Raw genomic sequence first — 19,722 nt, 5'->3', positions numbered from 1 at the left:
GTTTTTATAGCAGGTAATTTCCTTCCTCGGGGCGGCGAGTGGTAGAATGGTGGCTCCAATTTGAGGTGGTGAAATGGTTGATTTAATGAATTCCGGAATGTTGAATTTGGCCTCCCTGGCAGTGTCTTTGCTGGTTCTGGTTATTGGACTGGTCCTGTGGTTTTTCGTAAACCGTGCCAGTTCCCGAGCGAACGAACAGATAGAACTTCTGGAAGCCCTGCTGGATCAGCAGAAACGTCAAAACGCATTGCTGCGTCGTCTTTGCGAAGCAAATGAACCGGAGAAGGAAGAGCCGGTGAAACCTGTAGAGCTTCCTCAGACCCAGGAAGATGATGATGACTTTATCCGTCTGGTGGCGGAACGCTGATACGCTTCCCGGTGGCCAGATGCGCTGACTGCCGGGATGTTGAATACAGTATTACTTTGCTATAACGCTTTATTATGTTTTATCACCAATCGGTCTTAATCCCTTCTTGCTATATCCCACGTTAACACTCAACGATTTTTAATTCTTTTACTGATTCCTTTAATGTTGGTTTAAAAAAAGGCAGCGAAACGTTTTGATTGCTTCATAATGAAGCAGTGTCATCAAAAATTCATTATTATGGTGCAATATCAATAATATTTAAAATCGATAATTAGGCTGCGTTTTATAAGGTTAACAGAGCAAAACTGAAGCATATTTATGCACAAAATTGTCTAACTTTAGAAAAATCGTGCGTTTATGGACTTGTTGCCTGGCAGAAGCGAAGCCGTTGAGCTAGGGTAAAAAAGTCGTATAAAACGCAGTCTGGCGGGCATTGTGTTTCTATACCCACCAACATGACGTGTCGTTGTAGGGGCGCATAATTGTGCAGACGATCAACACTTTGTTTCTGGAATTGTGCGACCGATCGAGACACGTTTAAAAATGGCTTGCCATTATTTACGTTGTATGTGATAACACGGTTTGGGTTAAACGAGGTACAGTTCTGTTTATGTGTGGCATTTTCAGTAAAGAAGTTCTGAGTAAACACGTTGTCGTTGAATACCGCTTCTCTGCCGAACCTTATATTAGTGCCTCATGCAGTAATGTCTCAGTTTTAGCTATGTAAGTGCCCCATGGGCGAAGAAAACACTCTAAGGAATTTTGCAAATGGCAAAGATTAAAGGTCAAGTTAAGTGGTTCAACGAGTCTAAAGGTTTTGGTTTCATTACTCCTGCAGACGGCAGCAAAGATGTATTCGTACACTTCTCTGCAATCCAGGGTAACGGCTTCAAAACTCTGGCTGAAGGCCAGAACGTTGAGTTCGAAATCCAGGACGGCCAGAAAGGCCCAGCTGCAGTTAACGTAACTGCTATCTGATTCGGATTACGAATCCACTGATCTCATTCGAAATCAGCCATAAAGCCTCGCTCTAAGCGGGGCTTTTTACGTTTATGACAAAATGTGTCCACTTTCCCTCCTCAGTCGCGCTTTGTTGCAAAACCACAACTTTATTAGCATTGTTTAGCGATTATCTCGCCTCCTTTTCACGTTAAATCATTGGGTTGCGAATCATAACCGGGAGCCGGAGTGCAAAACCATCGCCGTCACTTTACCCCAGTCCGTTTTGGCCTGGTGTGTTTGGGTATTTGTTGTTGTCTGGGGCTGTTATTGGCCCGCGTCGGCTGGCTGCAAATCATTTCGCCAGATAATCTGGTAAAACAAGAAGATATGCGCTCTTTACGCGAAGAACCGATCGCTGTTCCGCGCGGAATGATTACGGACAGAGAAGGGCGCCCGTTAGCCGTTAGCGTCCCGGTCAGCGCCATTTGGGTTGACCCGCAGACGCTATTAGCAAAAGGCGGTGTGGGATATAGCGCCCGCTGGCAGGCGCTTGCCACCGCGTTGCATACCACGCTGGAGGAATTGAGCACCCGTATTACCCAGCATCCACATTCCCGCTTTCTGTATCTGGCTCGCCAGGTCGATCCGCAGCAGGCGGCGTGGATCGATAAACTGCATCTGCCTGGGATTAACCTTCGCGATGAGTCGCGCCGCTTTTACCCTTCAGGACACGTAGCCGCCAACCTGATTGGTTTCACCAATATTGACGATCAGGGCATTGAAGGCGTAGAGAAAAGCTTTAACGCCCAACTACAGGGCAAGCCTGGGCTGCGGCTGGTGCGCAAAGACAGACACGGGAATGTGATTGAGAACCTGACCGAGCAGGCTGCGGTGCCTGCGCATACGTTGCAGCTCAGTATCGATGAGCGCCTGCAAACGGTCACCGAGGATGCGCTGGACAATGCCGTGCGCTGGAACAAAGCCGAATCTGGCGCGTCGGTGCTGATCAAAATTGATACCGGTGAGGTTTTGGCGATGGCCAACTACCCGGATTTCAACCCCAATAACCGTGATCACGCCACGCTGGATGATTTCCGTAATCGTGCCATCAGCGATACCTTTGAACCCGGCTCCACGGTAAAACCACTGGTTATCATGACCGCTTTACAGCAGGGGATCGTTAAGCCTGACAGTGTGGTGGATACCCATCCGTACACGGTCGATGGGCACCGTATTCGTGACGTTGGCTTTTACCCTGAACTGAGTCTCACCGGCATCCTGCAGAAGTCCAGTGACACCGGCGTGTCGCATCTTTCACTCGCTATGCCAATCCAGCATCTGTTGGACACCTATAAAGGTTTCGGCTTCGGTCAACCGACCGGACTCGGCCTTACCGGTGAAAGCCAGGGCCTGATGCCGCAACGTCGTTTCTGGGGACAGCTCGATCGCGCCACTTTCTCGTTCGGTTACGGCTTAATGGTAACGCCGTTGCAGTTGGCGCATGTGTACGCCACCATCGGTGGGTTCGGGATTTCGCGCCCTTTGTCGATCACCCGGATTGACCCGCCGGTGATGGGGCATCGTGTGATGTCCGATGAAATTGTTCATCAGGTTGAACATATGATGGAAAGCGTCGCGCTGCCGGGCGGAGGCGGGATCAAGGCCGCAGTCAATGACTATCGCGTAGCGGTTAAAACCGGTACCGCGAAAAAAATTGGCCCAGACGGTAAATATATTGATAAATACATCGCCTATACGGCAGGCGTTGCCCCGGCCAGTAACCCTAAATATGCCCTGGTAGTGGTGATTAACGACCCGGAGAATGGCAAATACTACGGCGGGGCTGTGGCCGCCCCGGTCTTCAGCCAGATAATGGGCGATGTCCTGCGGCTGGAGAATGTGATGCCGGACGGTATTGCCCCGGGTTCAGACAACCTCATCGTCATGGATCATAACCACGCACTCTCTCCGCCTCTGTAATTCATTCACCTGAAGGGCGAATAGCGTTACACTTTCGCCCTTTCAATGATATCGGAGTCATCATGTCCTGGAGTTGTCCTCTCTGTCACGCGCCGCTTGAGCGCCACAACAACAGCTACATTTGCCCTCAGCGCCACCAGTTTGATCTGGCGAAAGAAGGGTATATCAATCTGTTGCCGGTGCAGCACAAGCGTTCGCGCGATCCGGGTGACAGCGCGGAGATGATGCAGGCTCGTCGTGCGTTTCTTGATGCGGGCCATTATCAGCTGCTGCGCGAGGCGATTGCTGACATTCTCACTCACGCAGCGCCGCAGAACGTGCTCGATATTGGCTGTGGTGAAGGCTATTACACCCACGCCTTTGCGGAAATTGCCGGACACACCTGGGGCCTGGACGTCTCAAAAGTCGCGGTTCGCTATGGCGCTAAACGTTATTCTCAGGTCGAGTTCTGCGTGGCCTCCAGCCAGCGTCTGCCGTTCAGCGATGCCTGTATGGATGCAGTGGTACGCATTTACGCGCCGTGTAACCCTCAGGAGCTGGAAAGAGTCGTCAAGCCGGGTGGGCTGGTGATCACCGCCACGCCGGGACCGCGTCATCTGATGGAACTGAAAGGGCTCATTTATGATGAAATTCGTCTGCATGAGGCGAACAGCGAAACGTTGCCGGGATTCGAGAAGGTCAGTCAGCAACAGTTGGCGTATCCGATGACGTTAACCGGTGGGGAAGCCGTCGCGCTGTTACAAATGACGCCGTTTGCCTGGCGTGCAAAACCGGAAGTGTGGGAGAAACTGGCTGGACTGGAGAAATTTGACTGCCAGACTGATTTTCTTATTCAGGTCTGGCAGCGAAACGCTTAACCCGCGAAGTGGCTCCAGAGGATCTGCACGCCGATCCCTATCAGCACAATACCGCCGAGGATCTCGGCGCGTTTGCCCAGCAGCGGGCCAATAAAGCGGCCGACCATCATTCCGATGGTGGTCATCACCAGCGTCGCACAGCCAATCGCCAGCGCGGTATACACGATATTGACCTGTAAGAATGCCAGGCCCACACCGACGGCCATCGCATCGAGGCTGGTCGCAATCGCAGTGGTGACCAGCAGCCAGAAACCGTGGCGAGTTGGGGCTTTTTCTTCTTGGTCTTCATTCCCACGCCAGCCTTCAATCAGCATTCGTCCGCCGAGAAACACCAGCAGCACGAAAGCAATCCAGTGGTTCCATTCGAGCACGAACTGACTGGCGAGCATACCCAGGCCCCAGCCGATAAGCGGGGTGATCGCTTCGACGCCGCCAAAGATAAGACCGGTGCGCAGTGCTTCAGAGAATTTCGGTTTATGAAGAGAAGCCCCTTTGCTTATCGAGACGGCAAACGCGTCCATCGACATACCAAAGGCGAGTAGGATAGTGGCTGAGAGATTCATCGCTTGTCCTGACCGGGGAAATATCCATATGACATACCACTGCCCCCAGTAAACATACGCCAGCTCAGGCATATAGCAGTGATATGTCTATGGTCTCGCCTGCTCACCATGCTGATGAACCGTACGTGCCACGTTTTGCAACGAGTATGTTGACACGTACATTTCCGGGAAAGGAAATCGGCTACTCCCCAACGACGGGCGGAACCTTAACATAATTTGAGAAAATAAAACAATAACAAAAATCCATTATATCAATCACTAGTTGATAACGATTTTCATTTAAAAAATATCGTAATGGAAACGTTAATAAATATGAGGTGGAAACGGCGGGGATATAGCCATGGCTATAAAGCTATTTGCACAAAATAACTTCAAGTATAGCCATTGCTATATTTATAACTCATTGAGCAGAAGAGAGAAGTTTGTAGATGTGTTCCAGGTCGTCGATATTTCGTACACGTACAAGTAATCGCCGTTGTTCTAATTGCATCACCAAAACACCATCTTCAGATAAATTCATCTGTTGAATCCGGGTATAGGCAATCCATACGTTAGCGAAGAAGAAACCCTGTTGTTTAAAAATAATTTTCGGCGTACGGATCCAGAACAGATATAAACCCATCAACGCCAGCGCACATAATAACCATGTGGTTATTAATTGGCCGTTAGCATTAACATTTTGATAAATAAGAATCGCCACCAGGCCGACGAAGATTATCCCATCAACGCGTCCACGGCGGAGCAGGGGGATTGCGAGCAGCACGGGGCCCTTCAGGTGCGGCATAATGAATTGATCGTAAATGGCAAAAGCCAGTAACGCTACGATAAACAGGACAAGCACCCAATCCGTGATAGTCATTACACCTCCAGAAATAAAAACCGGGGGCAAGCCCCCGGCGTTTCACTATTAATAATCGAGCAATTACAGGCCCAGCAGGCCAACCGCATAACCTGCGATACCGATGACGAAGAAGCCAACGATGATCCACAGTGGGTTGACTTTCTTACGCAACAGCCACATACAGGCGAAGGTCAGCAGCAGAGGCACCAGGCCCGGCATCAGCTGGTCAAGGATAGTCTGCACGGTGGTTACGTGAACCTGGCCGTCGGAACCGGTGATTTTCGACACCACCAACGGAATATTCACGTGCGTCCACTTGTTAACCAAGGCCCCCATGACAAACAGGCCGAGAATGGATGCCCCCTCTGTCAGTTTCTGCAGGAAGCCGCCGCCCATATCCTTAACGATGTCCACGCCTTTACGGTAGCCATAAGCTACGCCGTAATAACGGGTTGCCAGACGTACCGCGTTGAACAGGATGAAGAACAGCAGAGGACCCAGCAGGCTGCCGCTCATCGCGATACCAGCCCCGAGTGCCGCAAATACCGGACGGACGGTACCCCAGAAAATGGGGTCACCGACACCCGCCAGCGGACCCATCAGACCGACTTTGATACCGTTGATGGCACCATCGTCAATCTCTGCGCCGTTAGCACGCTGCTCTTCCATCGCCAGCGTAACCCCGAGAACCGGTGCCGCAACATACGGATGGGTGTTGAAGAATTCCAGGTGACGTTTAATTGCCTGACGACGCGCGTCGTTGTTTTCCGGGTACAGACGACGGATTGCCGGCACCATGGAGAAGCAGAAGCCCAGCGCCTGCATACGTTCGAAGTTCCATGAACCCTGGAACAGGTTAGAACGAAGGAATACGGCGCGGATGTCGCTCTGAGTGAGTTTTTTCTCTGGAGTCGCTTTTGTGATATCAACCATTTCGCTCACCTGTTAGTCCAGTTGGTTATCGAGATCGTTGTTAGCAGCCTGTACCTGGCCACCCGCAACACGATTATATTTCGGGCTCAGCTGGATATACAGAATTGCCATAACTGCACCAATCACACCCAGAGCAACCAGGTTGAAGTTGGTGAATGCCGCGGTAACGAAGCCGAGGTAGAAGAACGGCATCAGGTAGCCAGCACGCATCATGTTGATAACCATCGCGTAACCTACCACAACGATCATGCCACCTGCGATGTTCAGACCGCCGGTAACCACTTCAGGGATAGCGTTCAGCATGCTCTGTACTTCGCTGGTGCCTACAGAGATAGCCACGATAACCGCTGGGATAGCGATACGCATTGCTTGCAGGAACAGGGAAGAAACGTGGAGCCAGGACAGCGCCGTCAGGTTACCGGTGTCTGCCGCCTTATCCGCCGCGTGCTGGAAGGCCACGGTGATGGTACGAACGATGATGGTCAGAACCTGGCCTGCTGCCGCCAGCGGGATAGCCAGTGCGATACCGGCACCGATGCTTTGGTGACCCGCGATAACCAGAACCGTAGAAATGATGGAAGCCAGTGCCGCATCCGGTGCAACGGCTGCACCGATGTTCATCCAGCCCAGGGCGATCATTTCCAGGGTACCACCGATGATAATACCTGTTTTCATGTCGCCAAGGACTGCACCAATCAGGGTACAGGCCACCAGCGGACGGTGGAACTGAAATTCATCGAGTACGGATTCCATACCCGCAATACACGCGACGATGAACACCAGCACAATCTGAAGAGTGGTAATCTCCATTGTACTTCTCCTATAACATAAGCCTAAGTGTGAAAATTCAGTGAATCAGCAGGGGGGTTATTTACTGACCTTGCTGATCAAATCCATCATTTTCAGTTTCTGGTCGGTAGAAACTTTACGAGCTTCCAGTTCAATACCGCGCGCATTCAGTTTTTTGAACGCTTCGATATCTTTTTCATCAACTGAAATCGCGTTGTTGACCTGAGTTTTGCCCTGACGGAAAGCCATACCACCGATATTCACGGTAGTGATTTTCACCCCTTCGGCAACGATACGTTCAACGTCAGTTGGGTTGGTAAACAGCAGCATCACACGTTCACCGGCATATTGCGGGTTGTTGTAAACGCGGATCATTTTCGCCACATCGACCACGTGAGCGGTCACACCTGGAGGCGCAACCTGCGTCAGCAGCGTTTTGCGCACGGTATCTGCCGCCACTTCGTCACTGACGACGATGATGCGCGTAACGTTGGTTTCCTTAGTCCAGCGCGTCGCGACCTGGCCGTGAATCAGACGGTCATCGATACGTGCGAGGCCGATAACCATATAGTCATTCGGACCCATTGGTTTTGCCGGAACGTTGGCTTTCGGGGCTGCGGCAGCAACCGGTGCGGGAGCGGCTTTTTCCACCGGCTTCGCTTTCAGCGCTTTCACGCCTTCACGACCGGTTTCAACAGCCAGTGCGACCAGTTCGTCAAAGCTTGGGTTGTCATCACGCGCCATCAGCGTTTCGACTAACATCGGGATATTCACCCCAGCAATGACTTCATAATGCTCTTTATCGACGACAATGCGACTGGCAGCGTTGAACGGGCTACCACCCCATGTATCGACGAGAAATAGCACCCCTTTACTGGTGTCGAGATTGGCCAGCTGTGCGTTGTACTTCTCGATGAGTGTTTCTGCATTCTCGCCTGGCACGAAATCGATCCAGCCGACGTTTTCCTGCTCGCCCAACAGCATTTCTGCGGTTTTCAGCAGCTGTTCTGCAGCCCAACCATGTGTGCCTATTACAATAGCAATCGTCACTTGCTACCTCCTTTTATTATCGTTACGACAAAACCACTGCCGTTTGATGAACCGTCGGTTTTCACCGAATCGATTCAGATAGGGGTTAGAGTTAGAAATCTAATAACTTCCGTGAATTATTTTAGATAGTGAAAAAATAATTAATGTGATGAAGATCCGTAATTTACTCATCCATGGACAATAATTTTGGAGCGCAAAAAATCAGCGAAAAAATGCAAAGAGACGTAAATTTTTTCCCGAAACTGGCGTCTCTCTGATATGTTTACATCCCGTTTAATTACTCAGGAGTATAGGGCATAGCCCAAGTATGGATCGTCACCGACGTCAGTTAACCCTCTGGCCATCTGCTGCCACTTCTTCCCCACTTATTTATCACCCCGAGATAGTCTCGCCCGTCTTTGACAGCGCGATGACAACGATTGCGCTTTGCAGGAGCTACGCATGGAACTCTTAATGGATCCGTCTATCTGGGTCGGCCTGCTGACGCTGGTTGTTCTGGAAATCGTACTCGGTATTGATAACCTGGTATTCATCGCGATCCTCGCCGACAAACTGCCGCCAAAGCAGCGTGATAAAGCACGTCTGATTGGCCTCTCATTGGCGCTGGTTATGCGTCTGGGGCTGTTGTCGGTTATCTCGTGGATGGTGACCCTGACCAAACCGCTGTTCAGCGTCTGGGACTACGCGTTCTCCGGCCGCGATCTGATCATGCTGCTCGGGGGTATTTTCCTGTTGTTCAAAGCCACTACAGAGCTGCATGAACGGCTGGAAAACCGCCAACATGACGAAGGGCATGGGAAGGGCTACGCCAGTTTCTGGGTCGTGGTACTGCAAATTGTGGTGTTAGATGCGGTGTTCTCCCTCGATGCGGTTATTACCGCAGTAGGGATGGTGAACCATCTGCCGGTCATGATGGCGGCGGTGGTGATTGCGATGGCGGTCATGTTGCTGGCTTCAAAGCCGCTGACTCGCTTCGTCAACCAGCATCCGACGGTGGTTGTACTGTGTCTGAGCTTCCTGCTGATGATAGGTCTGAGCCTCGTCGCAGAAGGGTTCGGCTTCCATATTCCGAAAGGCTACCTGTACGCCGCGATTGGTTTCTCGATAATTATCGAGCTGTTTAACCAGATTGCCCGTCGCAACTTTATTCGTCATCAATCTAACGTGCCGCTGCGTGCCCGCACCGCTGACGCTATCCTGCGTCTGATGGGCGGTCGCAAGCAAACGGTGGTTCAGCATGACGCGGAAAATCCAGTGACGGTTCCGGTCCCGGAAGGCGCATTTGCCGACGAAGAACGTTACATGATCAACGGCGTGTTGACCCTGGCGTCACGTTCCCTGCGCAGCATCATGACGCCTCGCGGTGAAATTAGCTGGGTGGATGTGAATCTCAGCGTGGATGAAATTCGCCAGCAGCTTCTTTCGTCGCCGCACAGCCTGTTCCCGGTGTGCCGTGGCGAACTGGATGAGATCATCGGTATCGTGCGTGCTAAAGAGATGCTGGTGGCGCTGGAAGCGGGTGAGGACGTTGCCGCGATGGCCTCAGCAACGCCTGCCATTGTGGTTCCGGAAACACTGGACCCTATTAACCTGCTCGGCGTGCTGCGTCGTGCCCGGGGCAGCTTTGTGATCGTGACCAACGAGTTTGGCATGGTGCAGGGCCTGGTTACGCCGCTGGACGTACTCGAAGCGATCGCCGGTGAATTCCCGGATGCGGATGAAACACCGGAAATTATTGCTGATGGTGATGGCTGGCTGGTTAAAGGATCGACTGACCTGCATGCGTTACAGCAGGCGCTCGGTCTGGAACATCTGCTGGGCGATGACGAGGATGATATCGCCACGGTGGCGGGCCTCGCGATTGCCGTCAACGGCCATATCCCACGGGCGGGTGATGTCTTACATGTGACTCCGCTGGAGATAACCATTGTTGAGGCAAATCCCTATCGGGTGGACCTGGTTCGGGTCGTGAAACAAGCTTCAGGTCACGACGAAGACGAGTAATTCCTCACAGAATAACGGGCAGTATATGCCCGTTATGTTCCTTTGGTGGGGGCGTTCCTCCTGCCAGCCAGCGCGGAAACTCCGCCAACGGCATCGGTTTCGCGTACAAATACCCCTGTAGTATCGGCACACCATGATGCCGCAAATAATGCGCCTGCTGCGCTGTTTCTACCCCTTCTGCCACCAATTCAATATTCAGCCTTTGCCCCAGGGCGATAATAATATCCGTGACCGTTGAATTCACCGCATCGGTGCCGATGGCGTTAGTAAAAGATTTATCGATTTTGAGAATATCCGGATGAAGCTGTTCCAGCCAGGAGAGGGCGCTGTTGCCGGTGCCGAAGTCGTCAATCGCCAGTCGCACGCCTTTGCGGTGCAGTTCGCGCACCAGCCGATAATCCACGCCCTGCAAATCATCGCGCTCGGTAATTTCCAGGACCAGCTGCTGCTGTGGACGTGCGGCAAACCAGAACTGACTCACATCCCGCAGTAGCACTCCCTGTAGAAAGTGACTTGACGCGACGTTGATACTGATATGGAACTGCGGGCTGGGTGGAAAATAGCCAATCTGGCGCACCGTTTCCGACAGCACGTAGCGAGTCAGGGGCGCAATAAAGTTTTCGCGCTCGGCGACGGGAATAAACACGTCCGGGGAAATCCTGCCGAGCCGCGGATTATTCCAGCGCAACAGAATTTCTACGCCGCAACACTGCCCGGTGCGGGTATCAAGCTGCGGCTGGCAGTAAAGTTCGAACTCACGGCGTTCGATGCCGAGTGCAATCTCCCGGGTAAAGCTCATTCGCCCGGCGGTGGCAATCCACGACACAGCGCTCAATAGCAGCGCCAGAATTACCGCCAGCGGCGCCTGCGAGGGCAATTCTTCCAGCGCCAGTGCCGCGGCACCGGGGGTCGTCACGCTAACGCTGAAAGGAAAAAGCGTCGACCGCCGGGTCTCCACTTCTTCATCCCCTGTTAGTTGAAGCGTATCGCTAATACCTTGCGACTCGCTGTAAAAACGATTTCCGACCGAGACGATTACCCGCTGAATGTGCGGTTTCTGTGAATCAAGCAGTAAAAGACTGAGCAAATGGATATTGATAGTCAGCAACACGCCATCTTCGCCGTCCGGCGAAACGGGATACCACTGAATCAGGATCGGCGAGCCTTTGATTAACGTTTGATCGGTGGAGAGAAGCAGTTGAGGCTGCGGGTCGGGGAGCGATGGCTGGCGCTGGCGTAACACCACATCTCGTTCGCCGAACACACTGGAGCAATAGAGGATCCCGGATTTCACTAGCGCAATCGAGCGCAGGGTTTGCAGCGCGGCAGCTTGTTTACGGATTGGCAGATGCACACTTTCGCAGGATTGCCCCACCAGACCGGCCAGTTCTTGCCGCTCTCCAGCGAGAGGAAGCAAAATTTTATCGAGGCTTTCAACGGCGTGTCCGGCATAGGCATCAATGAGATGCTGATTTAAATCGCGCTGTGAAATAAATCGCAGACCAAAGGTCAGTAGCAAGGTCGCCACAGCGACCAACAGGCAGACAATAACGCGCTTACGGCGGTATCCCTTAATCAGATTTTGGGCTGTATGCATAACTGACGCTCACTTGGCGTTCGCCAACCAAATGATTAGCGCCAACAGACCAAGTGTAGTGGGCCGGGGCTAAATTGCGGGGTTTACACAAAAAAATCGCCCATCTGTTGCAGATGGGCGAGGAGGATTAATCACATTGTACTTTAATGGCGAGACCGCCCCGCGAGGTCTCGCGGTACTTGGCGTTCATGTCTTTGCCGGTTTCGTACATGGTTTCAATCACTTTATCCAGCGAAACGCGCGGTTCGCTGGTGCGGCGCATCGCCATGCGAGCGGAGTTGATCGCTTTCACTGAGGCAATTGCGTTTCGCTCGATGCACGGCACCTGTACCTGGCCTGCAACCGGGTCACACGTCAGGCCCAGGTTATGCTCCATACCGATTTCCGCTGCCACACAAACCTGTTCCGGGCTCGCGCCCAACAGTTCAGCCAGACCTGCTGCTGCCATCGAACAGGCCACGCCCACTTCACCCTGGCAGCCCACTTCGGCACCGGAAATTGACGCGTTCATCTTATACAGCGCGCCGATCGCACCGGAGGCCAGGAAGTAACGGATGTAGCTTTCCTGCGTTACCGGTTCGATAAAGTGATCGTAATAGGCCAGCACCGCCGGAACGATACCGCAGGCACCGTTAGTAGGAGCGGTAACCACGCGGCCACCGGCGGCGTTCTCTTCGTTAACCGCCAGCGCGAACATATTGACCCAGTCAATGACCGTCATCGGATCACTGTTGGTTTTGTCCTGGCTGACCAGCATCCGGCGCAGCGCAGCGGCACGGCGCGGCACGCGCAGTGGACCAGGCAGTACGCCTTCGGTATTCAGACCGCGATCGATACAGGCACGCATGGTCTGCCACACGTCGGCAAAATAGTCTTCAATCTCTTTTTTGCTGTGCAGCGCCAGTTCGTTCTGCATCACCATGCCCGAGAGCGACAGGCCGGTCTCTTTGCAGTAATCGAGCATTTCTTTTGCCGATTTAAACGGATACGGGACGGTGACATCGCCGCTCAAATCCTGGCCGAAATGCTCCTCGTCGACGATGAAACCGCCGCCGATGGAGTAATAGGTTTTGCTGTAAATGACGTTATCGCCGGCGAACGCATGGATGGTCATGCCGTTTTCATGCAGTGACAGGTTGTCGCTACGAAAACGCATTCCGTCGTCCTGCGGGAAATCAACTTCACGACGACCGTTTGCCAGCAGCAGACGACCGCGGGTTTGTACGTCGCGGATAAACGCCGGGATCGCGTCAATATCAACGGTCGCAGGCAGATTGCCCGCCAGACCCATGATGATGGCGATATCGGTGTGGTGGCCCTTACCGGTTAATGACAATGATCCGTAAACGTCAACCGCCACGCGGGTCACGTCATCGATCAGTCCCTTTTCGACCAGGTCATCGACGAACTGCTTACCGGCCTTCATTGGGCCGACAGTGTGGGAAGATGAGGGACCGATCCCCACCTTGAACATGTCGAATATACTAATCACGCTAACACTCCTGACAGGGTTACCGGAAAGTTCCGATAACGATGTTAAAACTGCGCATAGTGTAAGAGGGAACACCGCAGGCAGCTTAACTATTCACATGAATTAAACTAATGCTTCACCTCGAATTTACTAATAGCGTGAAGTGCAGCACAGCGCCTTATTCCACAGTATAGCTAAGGCTTAACGCCAATTTGTAAGGCCAGCTCACGAATAATGCCTGCGGTCATTCCCCAGACAAAATAATGCTGATACCAGGAGAGCCATACGCGATGCGAATTGCCCCGGCGGTGAATGTCGAGGGGGTGATAGCGTCCGAGTCGCAGGGCTTCGGCGAGCGGCATTTCGAAGACTGCCGCGACTTCATCCTCACTGGCGTGATAATGCAAATCGGGCGGAATAATGCCGACCACCGGCGTGACCTGAAATCCGGTGACGCTGTCGACCGGCGGCAGTACGCCGAGAATTTCCACCGATGAGGGTGGGATAGCCACTTCTTCCTGCGCTTCCCGCAGCGCGGCAGCAATTAGCGACGCATCGCTGCTGTCCACAGCGCCGCCGGGAAACGCCACCTGACCGGCGTGTTTACGCAGCCGGGGTGAGCGTTGGGTTAACAGCAATCCGGGTTCTTCACGACGCACAATCGGGATCAGCACCGCCGCTTGTCGCTGATTGAGCGACGCCCGCGTTGGCTGCGGGCGTAATAGTTGAAATCGGGCGATAAAATCGTCAAGTTTCATGTCCGGGTGCTGCATCGGTTAAGACTCCAGTTGCTGCAGAATACGATTCACTTTATCAAACGTTTCCTGATATTCCGCCTGCTCGTCGCTATCGGCCACCACCCCGCCACCGGCAGAGCAGACAATGTTACCGTCTGCCGCGGTCAGCGTGCGGATGGTAATGCTGGTGTCCATATTGCCGCACAGGCTGATATAGCCAATGCTGCCGCACCACGCGTTACGCCGATGGGGTTCAAGCTCATCAATGATTTCCATCGCTCTGACTTTCGGCGCACCGGTAATGGAACCGCCGGGGAAGGCGGCGCGCAGCAAATCGGTCGCGTGCAGGCTGGCGGGAAGTTCAGCAGTAATGGTGCTCACCAGATGGTGCACCGCCGGGAACGGCTCAACCACGAACAGCTCCGGCACGCGAACGCTACCGGGCACCGCCACGCGGCCAATATCGTTGCGCATCAAATCGACAATCATCAAATTTTCAGCCCGATCCTTCGGTGAGGCGCGCAGTTTTTCAGCCTGCTGTCGGTCCTGCTCAGCGTCGGGCAGGCGCGGAAGGGTGCCCTTGATAGGACGGGTCTGGATCTGCTGGTTTTCGAGCTGAATAAAGCGTTCCGGTGACAGGCTCAGCACCGCGCTTGCGTCTAGCCGAATAAAGGCACTGAACGGTGCACGATTGGCCTGATTCAGCAGACAAAATGCCTGCCACTCATCGCCGGAATAGTTAGCCTGAAAACGCTGAGCCAGATTGACCTGATAACAGTCGCCGCTGTTCAAATACGCCTGCACCTGGCGAAATTTTGCGCCGTACTCTTCGCGCGTCATATTGGAATGCCATGGTGACGTCAGGGCAAAGGGCGGGCGTGATTCTACCTGCTGCGCGACCAGCCAGGCTAAGCGCTGGTGGGGACAGTCGTGGCTCAACAAGGACACTTTCCGCAACCGGTGGTCGACTATCAACGCCCAGCGATAAATTCCCACCGCCATATCCGGGACGTGCATATCGGCCTGTGCGTGCTCCGGTAGCGTTTCAAAGCGTCGGCCAAGATCGTAGCCGAACAGACCCAATGCCCCACCCTGAAAGGGGATGTCGGGATGGGGGGGCACGTCAAGGCCGCATTTATCCAACTCACGTTTGAGTAATGACAACGGGTCATCGGTGGAGTCGAAATCGCCCTCTGCACAGCAGATTCGCGTGGTAATACCGGTGGTTTCCACAGTAACGACCGGGTCGGCAACCAGGATATCAAAGCGATTATGCGGGTGATCGGCAAAGCCAGAGTGCAGCAGCATCGCCCAGGGGGCGGTGGAAAGGGGGGCAAAATAGTGTTCAGCGGCGTCGGCGCGCCAGGGCAGAGAAATCACAGCAGGGGACAACTTCGACCTCAATCTGTCTGTTGCCGCCCACTGGCTAATGTGCAGGCGGCGTGAAATAATAAGCGCCAACAATGTAGCAGGAGTTCACCATGATTTCAGGTTTACCTTCACTTAGCCACGACCAACAGCAAAAAGCGGTAGAACGCATTCAGGAACTGATGACCCAGGGCTTGAGTAGCGGCGAGGCGATTCAGTTGGTCGCCAAAGAGATCCGCGCCAGCCACACGGGTGAAATGATCGTAGCGCGTTTTGAAGATGAGGATGAAGAAGAGTAAACCCGCAGGTTTTACACCGCAGCGACAATCTTAATTTCAACCTTATACTGCGGCTTCATCAAACCGGCCTGCACGGTGCAACGCACCGGCGCATGTCCGGCAACTACCCACGCATCCCAGGCTTTATTCATCGCAGCAAAATCTGCTTTATCGGCGAGAAAAATCGTGGCATCGAGGATGCGGGATTTATCGCTGCCCTGTTTTTCCAGAATCGCATCAATCTGCGCCAGAGTGTTCGCCGTCTGCTCAAACGCATCGGCATCCAGATTTTCCGGCACGCCGGTGTAGTAGAGGGTCTGGTTGTGGATCACGACATCAGACCAGCGGGCTTCGGCATCAATACGGACAATAGTCATCTTAGTTTCCTTATTTAACTCCATTTTAGGTGGCAAGAGTGCCACATTGTCGACGGCCCGTCATCAGTTTGGCTGGTACAACGTCCCCCGCACTGACATAATTACTGTCCAGATTTACAGGGGGTAGTGTGACGGACGATTTTGCAACAGACGGGCAATTAGCCCAGGCGATACCCGGGTTCAAACCCCGCGAACCGCAGCGTCAAATGGCGCACGCGGTGGCGAAAGCCATCGATGAAACGCGGCCGCTGGTGGTGGAAGCGGGAACCGGTACGGGCAAAACGTACGCCTACCTTGCCCCTGCGCTGCGGGCGAAGAAAAAGGTCATCATCTCCACGGGGTCGAAAGCGTTGCAGGATCAGCTTTACAGCCGTGATCTGCCGACTGTCGCCACCGCGTTGAAATTCACCGGCAGGCTGGCACTGCTCAAGGGCCGCTCCAACTACCTTTGCCTCGAGCGTCTTGAACAGCAAGCGATTGCCGGGGGCGACCTGCCGGTTCAGACCCTCAGCGACGTTATCATTTTGCGTAGCTGGGCCAATCAGACCATCGACGGCGATATCAGCACCTGCGTCAGCGTGGCGGAAGATTCCCAGGCCTGGCCGTTGGTCACCAGCACCAACGACAACTGTCTTGGCAGCGATTGCCCGCTGTATAAAGACTGCTTTGTGGTCAAGGCGCGTAAAAAAGCGATGGATGCCGATGTGGTGGTGGTCAACCATCACCTGTTTCTCGCCGACATGGTGGTGAAAGAGGGCGGTTTCGGGGAGTTAATCCCGGAAGCGGAAGTCATGATTTTCGATGAAGCCCATCAGCTCCCCGACATCGCCAGCCAGTATTTTGGCCAGTCGCTCTCCAGCCGGCAATTGCTCGATATGGCGAAAGATATCACCATCGCCTATCGCACCGAATTGAAAGACACCCAGCAGTTGCAGAAATGCGCCGACCGTCTGGCGCAGGCAACGCAGGATTTCCGCCTGCAGCTTGGTGAACCGGGCTATCGTGGCAATCTGCGCGAATTGCTGGCCGACAGTGGTATCCAACGGGCGCTTTTGTTGCTCGATGATGCGCTGGAGCTGTGTTACGACGTGGCGAAACTCTCCCTGGGTCGTTCGGCCTTGCTGGACGCGGCATTCGAACGCGCGACCTTATATCGCGCGCGTCTGAAGCGTCTGAAAGAGATTAACCAGCCGGGCTTCAGCTACTGGTATGAATGTACCTCGCGCAACTTTACCCTCGCGCTGACCCCGCTCACGGTGGCCGATAAATTCAAAGAAGTGATGGCGCAGAAAAAGGGCAGCTGGATTTTTACCTCCGCCACGCTGTCGGTGAACGACGATCTGCACCACTTTACCGAGCGGTTGGGCATCAGTGAGGCGGAATCGCTGCTGTTGCCGAGCCCGTTTGATTACGCTACACAGGCGCTATTGTGTGTGCCGCGCAATCTGCCGCTGCCCAACCAGCCGGGCGGAGCACGTCAGCTGGCGACTATGCTGCGCCCGATGATTGAAGCCAACAATGGCCGCTGCTTTATGCTCTGCACCTCGCACGCGATGATGCGTGACCTGGCGGAACAGTTCCGCGCTATGCTCGACCTGCCGGTGCTGTTACAGGGCGAAACCAGCAAAGGCCAGCTTTTGCAGCAGTTCGTCAGCGCCGGGAATGCGTTGTTGGTCGCAACCAGCAGCTTCTGGGAAGGGGTGGACGTACGCGGGGATGCGTTGTCCCTGGTTATCATCGACAAACTGCCGTTTACCTCACCGGAAGATCCGTTGCTAAAAGCGCGAATGGAAGACTGCCGTCTACGCGGGGGCGATCCATTTGATGACGTCCAACTCCCGGATGCGGTGATCACCCTGAAGCAGGGCGTGGGTCGACTGATCCGCGACGTTGACGATCGCGGCGTGCTGGTGATTTGCGATAACCGTCTGGTGATGCGTCCGTACGGGGCGGTGTTCTTATCAAGTCTGCCGCCGACCCCGCGCACCCGTGATATCAGTCGGGCCGTGCGTTTCCTTGCCCGTCTCGAAGTGGGTAATTCAGGGTGAACTGTGTTAATATGCGCGCCATTTTGTTGACCCGCTATTGCGAGAGCGCGACGTCCTATGCGAATTCTGGCTATTGATACCGCCACAGAAGCCTGTTCTGCGGCTATGTGGAATGATGGTGCCACTACGGCTCACTTCGAGCTTTGTCCCCGCGAACACACCCAACGTATTCTGCCTCTGGTGCAGGATATCCTTACCGAAACGGGCATCACGTTGACGGAACTCGACGCACTGGCCTTTGGCCGTGGGCCGGGCAGCTTTACCGGTGTGCGTATCGGGATTGGTATTGCGCAGGGCCTGGCGCTGGGCGCCAATCTGCCGATGATTGGCGTGTCGACCCTGGTCACTATGGCGCAAGGCGCATGGCGTAAAACCGGCGCGACTCGCGTGCTGGCAGCCATTGATGCGCGGATGGGTGAAGTTTACTGGGCCGAATACCAGCGTGATGAGCAGGGCATTTGGCACGGTGAAGAAACGGAAGCGGTGTTGAAGCCTGAAGCCGTTACCGCCCGGTTGCAACAGCTCGATGGCGAATGGGCAACCGTCGGCACCGGCTGGGCTGCCTGGCCAGACATGGCCCATGACACATCCGTCACGCTGGTCGACGGTGAGATGCTACTGCCTGCGGCGGAAGATATGCTGCCCCTGGCCTGCCAGCTGTTGGCTGACAATAAAACCGTTGCCGTAGAACATGCCGAACCAGTTTATTTACGTAACAACGTGGCATGGAAGAAACTTCCGGGCCGGGAATGAATCTTAGTTGATATAACTGAGAATAAAGGAGTTACATCATTGCGAGTCGCAAACAGGTAGTGCGTGGCTTATTGGCTGGAGTAGTCATTGCCGTTCTGAGTGGATGCGTAACCGTCCCGGATGCAATCAAAGGCACCAGCCCAACGCCGCAGCAGGATCTGGTTCGGGTCATGTCTGCTCCGCAACTGTATGTCGGTCAGGAAGCCCGCTTTGGCGGGAAAGTGGTGAACGTCCTCAACGTTCAGGGCAAAACCCGACTGGAAATCGCCACCGTACCGCTAGACGATGGCGCCCGGCCGACGCTCGGCGAACCCTCTCGTGGCCGGGTGTATGCTGATGTGAATGGCTTCCTCGACCCGGTTGATTTCCGTAATCAGCTGGTCACTGTGGTTGGGCCGATTACCGGCACCGCGAAAGGCAAAATTGGCGACACGGCTTACACCTATCTGGTGATGCAGGCCAACGGTTATAAGCGCTGGCGCGTGGTGCAGCAGGTGATGATGCCGCCAGAACCGATTGACCCGTATTGGGGTTGGGCGGGGCCACGCCCTTGGCGTTATGGCTACGGCTATGCCGGCTGGTATAACCCGGGCCCGGCGCAGGTGCAGACTATCGTTACCGAATAATGTCATGTTTTACATCATTTAAGAGACAGCGGCTGGTCCGCTGTTTCTTTTTTTCGGGATGGAGTCCCGAGAGTCATAAAAATAAATAGTGACGCGCTTCGCAACCTTAAATTCGTATAATTAATAAACTGGTACGATAAG

General features: G+C 54.0%; 20 protein-coding genes and 1 riboswitch. Of the genes, 10 read left to right on the top strand and 10 right to left on the bottom strand.

Annotation, left to right across the window (positions count from 1 at the left end; translation table 11 throughout):
* Nucleotides 1-73: 73 nt before the first annotated feature.
* From ACG0Z5_RS03680 to rlmA, 5 genes are all read left to right on the top strand, one after another.
* Entirely contained in the window at nucleotides 74-367 is a 294-nt protein-coding gene (locus ACG0Z5_RS03680) for a YebO family protein (RefSeq protein ID WP_394445432.1), read from the top strand.
* Nucleotides 368-977: 610 nt separating this feature from the next.
* Complete coding sequence (locus ACG0Z5_RS03675) at nucleotides 978-1,094, top strand: DUF2627 domain-containing protein (protein WP_097163794.1); 117 nt, start codon at nucleotides 978-980, stop codon at nucleotides 1,092-1,094.
* A 41-nt stretch (nucleotides 1,095-1,135) separates the two neighbouring features.
* Complete coding sequence (gene cspE, locus ACG0Z5_RS03670) at nucleotides 1,136-1,345, top strand: transcription antiterminator/RNA stability regulator CspE (RefSeq protein WP_001062678.1); 210 nt, start codon at nucleotides 1,136-1,138, stop codon at nucleotides 1,343-1,345.
* Between the two features lie 210 nt (nucleotides 1,346-1,555).
* The gene (gene ftsI, locus ACG0Z5_RS03665) at nucleotides 1,556-3,289 is read left to right on the top strand and encodes a peptidoglycan glycosyltransferase FtsI (protein ID WP_394445430.1); all 1,734 of its coding nucleotides are present in this window, start codon (nucleotides 1,556-1,558) and stop codon (nucleotides 3,287-3,289) included.
* A 62-nt stretch (nucleotides 3,290-3,351) separates the two neighbouring features.
* Nucleotides 3,352-4,146: a 23S rRNA (guanine(745)-N(1))-methyltransferase gene (gene rlmA, locus ACG0Z5_RS03660; protein WP_394445428.1), complete on the top strand. Its 795-nt coding sequence runs from the start codon at nucleotides 3,352-3,354 to the stop codon at nucleotides 4,144-4,146.
* Here the strand turns inward: rlmA and mntP are convergent.
* The 5 genes from mntP to manX all read right to left on the bottom strand — a co-directional run bounded on the left by mntP (nucleotide 4,143) and on the right by manX (nucleotide 8,322).
* Nucleotides 4,143-4,709 carry a manganese efflux pump MntP gene (gene mntP / locus ACG0Z5_RS03655; protein ID WP_394445426.1) on the bottom strand — a complete coding sequence of 189 codons (567 nt, stop codon included), beginning with the start codon at nucleotides 4,707-4,709 and terminating at the stop codon, nucleotides 4,143-4,145. The genes rlmA and mntP overlap by 4 nt on opposite strands.
* 61 nt (nucleotides 4,710-4,770) lie before the next feature.
* Nucleotides 4,771-4,911: riboswitch (yybP-ykoY riboswitch) on the bottom strand.
* Between the two features lie 198 nt (nucleotides 4,912-5,109).
* Nucleotides 5,110-5,568, bottom strand: coding sequence for a DUF986 family protein (locus ACG0Z5_RS03650; RefSeq protein WP_394445424.1), 459 nt, complete (start codon nucleotides 5,566-5,568; stop codon nucleotides 5,110-5,112).
* A gap of 63 nt (nucleotides 5,569-5,631) precedes the next feature.
* Complete coding sequence (locus tag ACG0Z5_RS03645) at nucleotides 5,632-6,483, bottom strand: PTS mannose transporter subunit IID (protein WP_319627886.1); 852 nt, start codon at nucleotides 6,481-6,483, stop codon at nucleotides 5,632-5,634.
* A 12-nt stretch (nucleotides 6,484-6,495) separates the two neighbouring features.
* A complete protein-coding gene (locus tag ACG0Z5_RS03640; RefSeq protein WP_110512219.1) occupies nucleotides 6,496-7,293 on the bottom strand; it encodes a PTS mannose/fructose/sorbose transporter subunit IIC in 798 nt (265 codons plus the stop codon).
* A gap of 57 nt (nucleotides 7,294-7,350) precedes the next feature.
* The gene (gene manX, locus ACG0Z5_RS03635) at nucleotides 7,351-8,322 is read right to left on the bottom strand and encodes a PTS mannose transporter subunit IIAB (protein ID WP_394445421.1); all 972 of its coding nucleotides are present in this window, start codon (nucleotides 8,320-8,322) and stop codon (nucleotides 7,351-7,353) included.
* A 441-nt stretch (nucleotides 8,323-8,763) separates the two neighbouring features.
* Between manX and yoaE the strand changes: the two genes are divergently transcribed.
* Nucleotides 8,764-10,326: a CNNM family cation transport protein YoaE gene (gene yoaE, locus ACG0Z5_RS03630; protein WP_394445419.1), complete on the top strand. Its 1,563-nt coding sequence runs from the start codon at nucleotides 8,764-8,766 to the stop codon at nucleotides 10,324-10,326.
* A gap of 4 nt (nucleotides 10,327-10,330) precedes the next feature.
* Here the strand turns inward: yoaE and ACG0Z5_RS03625 are convergent, their stop codons facing one another.
* From ACG0Z5_RS03625 to pabB, 4 genes are all read right to left on the bottom strand, one after another.
* Complete coding sequence (locus ACG0Z5_RS03625; protein WP_394445417.1) at nucleotides 10,331-11,923, bottom strand: EAL domain-containing protein; 1,593 nt, start codon at nucleotides 11,921-11,923, stop codon at nucleotides 10,331-10,333.
* Nucleotides 11,924-12,050: 127 nt separating this feature from the next.
* Nucleotides 12,051-13,415, bottom strand: coding sequence for an L-serine ammonia-lyase (gene sdaA / locus ACG0Z5_RS03620; RefSeq protein WP_394445415.1), 1,365 nt, complete (start codon nucleotides 13,413-13,415; stop codon nucleotides 12,051-12,053).
* Between the two features lie 173 nt (nucleotides 13,416-13,588).
* Nucleotides 13,589-14,167 (bottom strand): CoA pyrophosphatase, encoded by a 579-nt coding sequence (locus ACG0Z5_RS03615; RefSeq protein ID WP_394445413.1) that lies wholly within the window; start codon nucleotides 14,165-14,167, stop codon nucleotides 13,589-13,591.
* Nucleotides 14,168-14,170: 3 nt separating this feature from the next.
* Nucleotides 14,171-15,523 (bottom strand): aminodeoxychorismate synthase component 1, encoded by a 1,353-nt coding sequence (gene pabB, locus ACG0Z5_RS03610; protein ID WP_394445411.1) that lies wholly within the window; start codon nucleotides 15,521-15,523, stop codon nucleotides 14,171-14,173.
* Nucleotides 15,524-15,612: 89 nt separating this feature from the next.
* On the opposite strand from pabB, the gene ACG0Z5_RS03605 reads away from it, so the two are divergent.
* Entirely contained in the window at nucleotides 15,613-15,798 is a 186-nt protein-coding gene (locus tag ACG0Z5_RS03605) for a YoaH family protein (protein ID WP_159755532.1), read from the top strand.
* Nucleotides 15,799-15,809: 11 nt separating this feature from the next.
* On the opposite strand, the gene ACG0Z5_RS03600 is transcribed toward ACG0Z5_RS03605, so the two are convergent.
* Nucleotides 15,810-16,154, bottom strand: a complete 345-nt coding sequence (locus tag ACG0Z5_RS03600; RefSeq protein WP_319627893.1) for a RidA family protein — start codon at nucleotides 16,152-16,154, stop codon at nucleotides 15,810-15,812.
* 128 nt (nucleotides 16,155-16,282) lie between these two features.
* Here ACG0Z5_RS03600 and ACG0Z5_RS03595 point away from each other — a divergent pair, with 128 nt between their 5' ends.
* The 3 genes from ACG0Z5_RS03595 to ACG0Z5_RS03585 are packed head-to-tail and all read left to right on the top strand — an operon-like array spanning nucleotide 16,283 to nucleotide 19,581.
* On the top strand, nucleotides 16,283-18,202 hold the full coding sequence (locus ACG0Z5_RS03595; RefSeq protein ID WP_394445408.1) for an ATP-dependent DNA helicase: 1,920 nt from the start codon (nucleotides 16,283-16,285) through the stop codon (nucleotides 18,200-18,202).
* Between the two features lie 57 nt (nucleotides 18,203-18,259).
* Nucleotides 18,260-18,955 (top strand): tRNA (adenosine(37)-N6)-threonylcarbamoyltransferase complex dimerization subunit type 1 TsaB, encoded by a 696-nt coding sequence (gene tsaB, locus ACG0Z5_RS03590; protein ID WP_394445406.1) that lies wholly within the window; start codon nucleotides 18,260-18,262, stop codon nucleotides 18,953-18,955.
* A 38-nt stretch (nucleotides 18,956-18,993) separates the two neighbouring features.
* The gene (locus tag ACG0Z5_RS03585; protein ID WP_394445671.1) at nucleotides 18,994-19,581 is read left to right on the top strand and encodes a Slp/YeaY family lipoprotein; all 588 of its coding nucleotides are present in this window, start codon (nucleotides 18,994-18,996) and stop codon (nucleotides 19,579-19,581) included.
* Nucleotides 19,582-19,722 lie beyond the last annotated feature (141 nt).

The sequence above is a fragment of the Scandinavium sp. M-37 genome (genome assembly GCF_043558715.1).
GTDB classification, from domain to species: domain Bacteria; phylum Pseudomonadota; class Gammaproteobacteria; order Enterobacterales; family Enterobacteriaceae; genus Scandinavium; species Scandinavium vulneris_A.
This window is presented reverse-complemented; position numbering and strand designations above follow the sequence as displayed.

What these genes read in the sequence shown, in the direction of transcription:
- ACG0Z5_RS03680 (WP_394445432.1), top strand. Translation starts at nt 74, where the DNA reads ATGGTTGATTTAATGAATTCCGGAATGTTGAATTTGGCCTCCCTGGCA.
- ACG0Z5_RS03675 (WP_097163794.1), top strand. Translation starts at nt 978, where the DNA reads ATGTGTGGCATTTTCAGTAAAGAAGTTCTGAGTAAACACGTTGTCGTT.
- cspE (WP_001062678.1), top strand. Translation starts at nt 1,136, where the DNA reads ATGGCAAAGATTAAAGGTCAAGTTAAGTGGTTCAACGAGTCTAAAGGT.
- rlmA (WP_394445428.1), top strand. Translation starts at nt 3,352, where the DNA reads ATGTCCTGGAGTTGTCCTCTCTGTCACGCGCCGCTTGAGCGCCACAAC.
- mntP (WP_394445426.1), bottom strand. Translation starts at nt 4,709, where the DNA reads ATGAATCTCTCAGCCACTATCCTACTCGCCTTTGGTATGTCGATGGAC.
- ACG0Z5_RS03650 (WP_394445424.1), bottom strand. Translation starts at nt 5,568, where the DNA reads ATGACTATCACGGATTGGGTGCTTGTCCTGTTTATCGTAGCGTTACTG.
- ACG0Z5_RS03645 (WP_319627886.1), bottom strand. Translation starts at nt 6,483, where the DNA reads ATGGTTGATATCACAAAAGCGACTCCAGAGAAAAAACTCACTCAGAGC.
- ACG0Z5_RS03640 (WP_110512219.1), bottom strand. Translation starts at nt 7,293, where the DNA reads ATGGAGATTACCACTCTTCAGATTGTGCTGGTGTTCATCGTCGCGTGT.
- yoaE (WP_394445419.1), top strand. Translation starts at nt 8,764, where the DNA reads ATGGAACTCTTAATGGATCCGTCTATCTGGGTCGGCCTGCTGACGCTG.
- ACG0Z5_RS03625 (WP_394445417.1), bottom strand. Translation starts at nt 11,923, where the DNA reads ATGCATACAGCCCAAAATCTGATTAAGGGATACCGCCGTAAGCGCGTT.
- ACG0Z5_RS03615 (WP_394445413.1), bottom strand. Translation starts at nt 14,167, where the DNA reads ATGCAGCACCCGGACATGAAACTTGACGATTTTATCGCCCGATTTCAA.
- ACG0Z5_RS03605 (WP_159755532.1), top strand. Translation starts at nt 15,613, where the DNA reads ATGATTTCAGGTTTACCTTCACTTAGCCACGACCAACAGCAAAAAGCG.
- ACG0Z5_RS03600 (WP_319627893.1), bottom strand. Translation starts at nt 16,154, where the DNA reads ATGACTATTGTCCGTATTGATGCCGAAGCCCGCTGGTCTGATGTCGTG.
- tsaB (WP_394445406.1), top strand. Translation starts at nt 18,260, where the DNA reads ATGCGAATTCTGGCTATTGATACCGCCACAGAAGCCTGTTCTGCGGCT.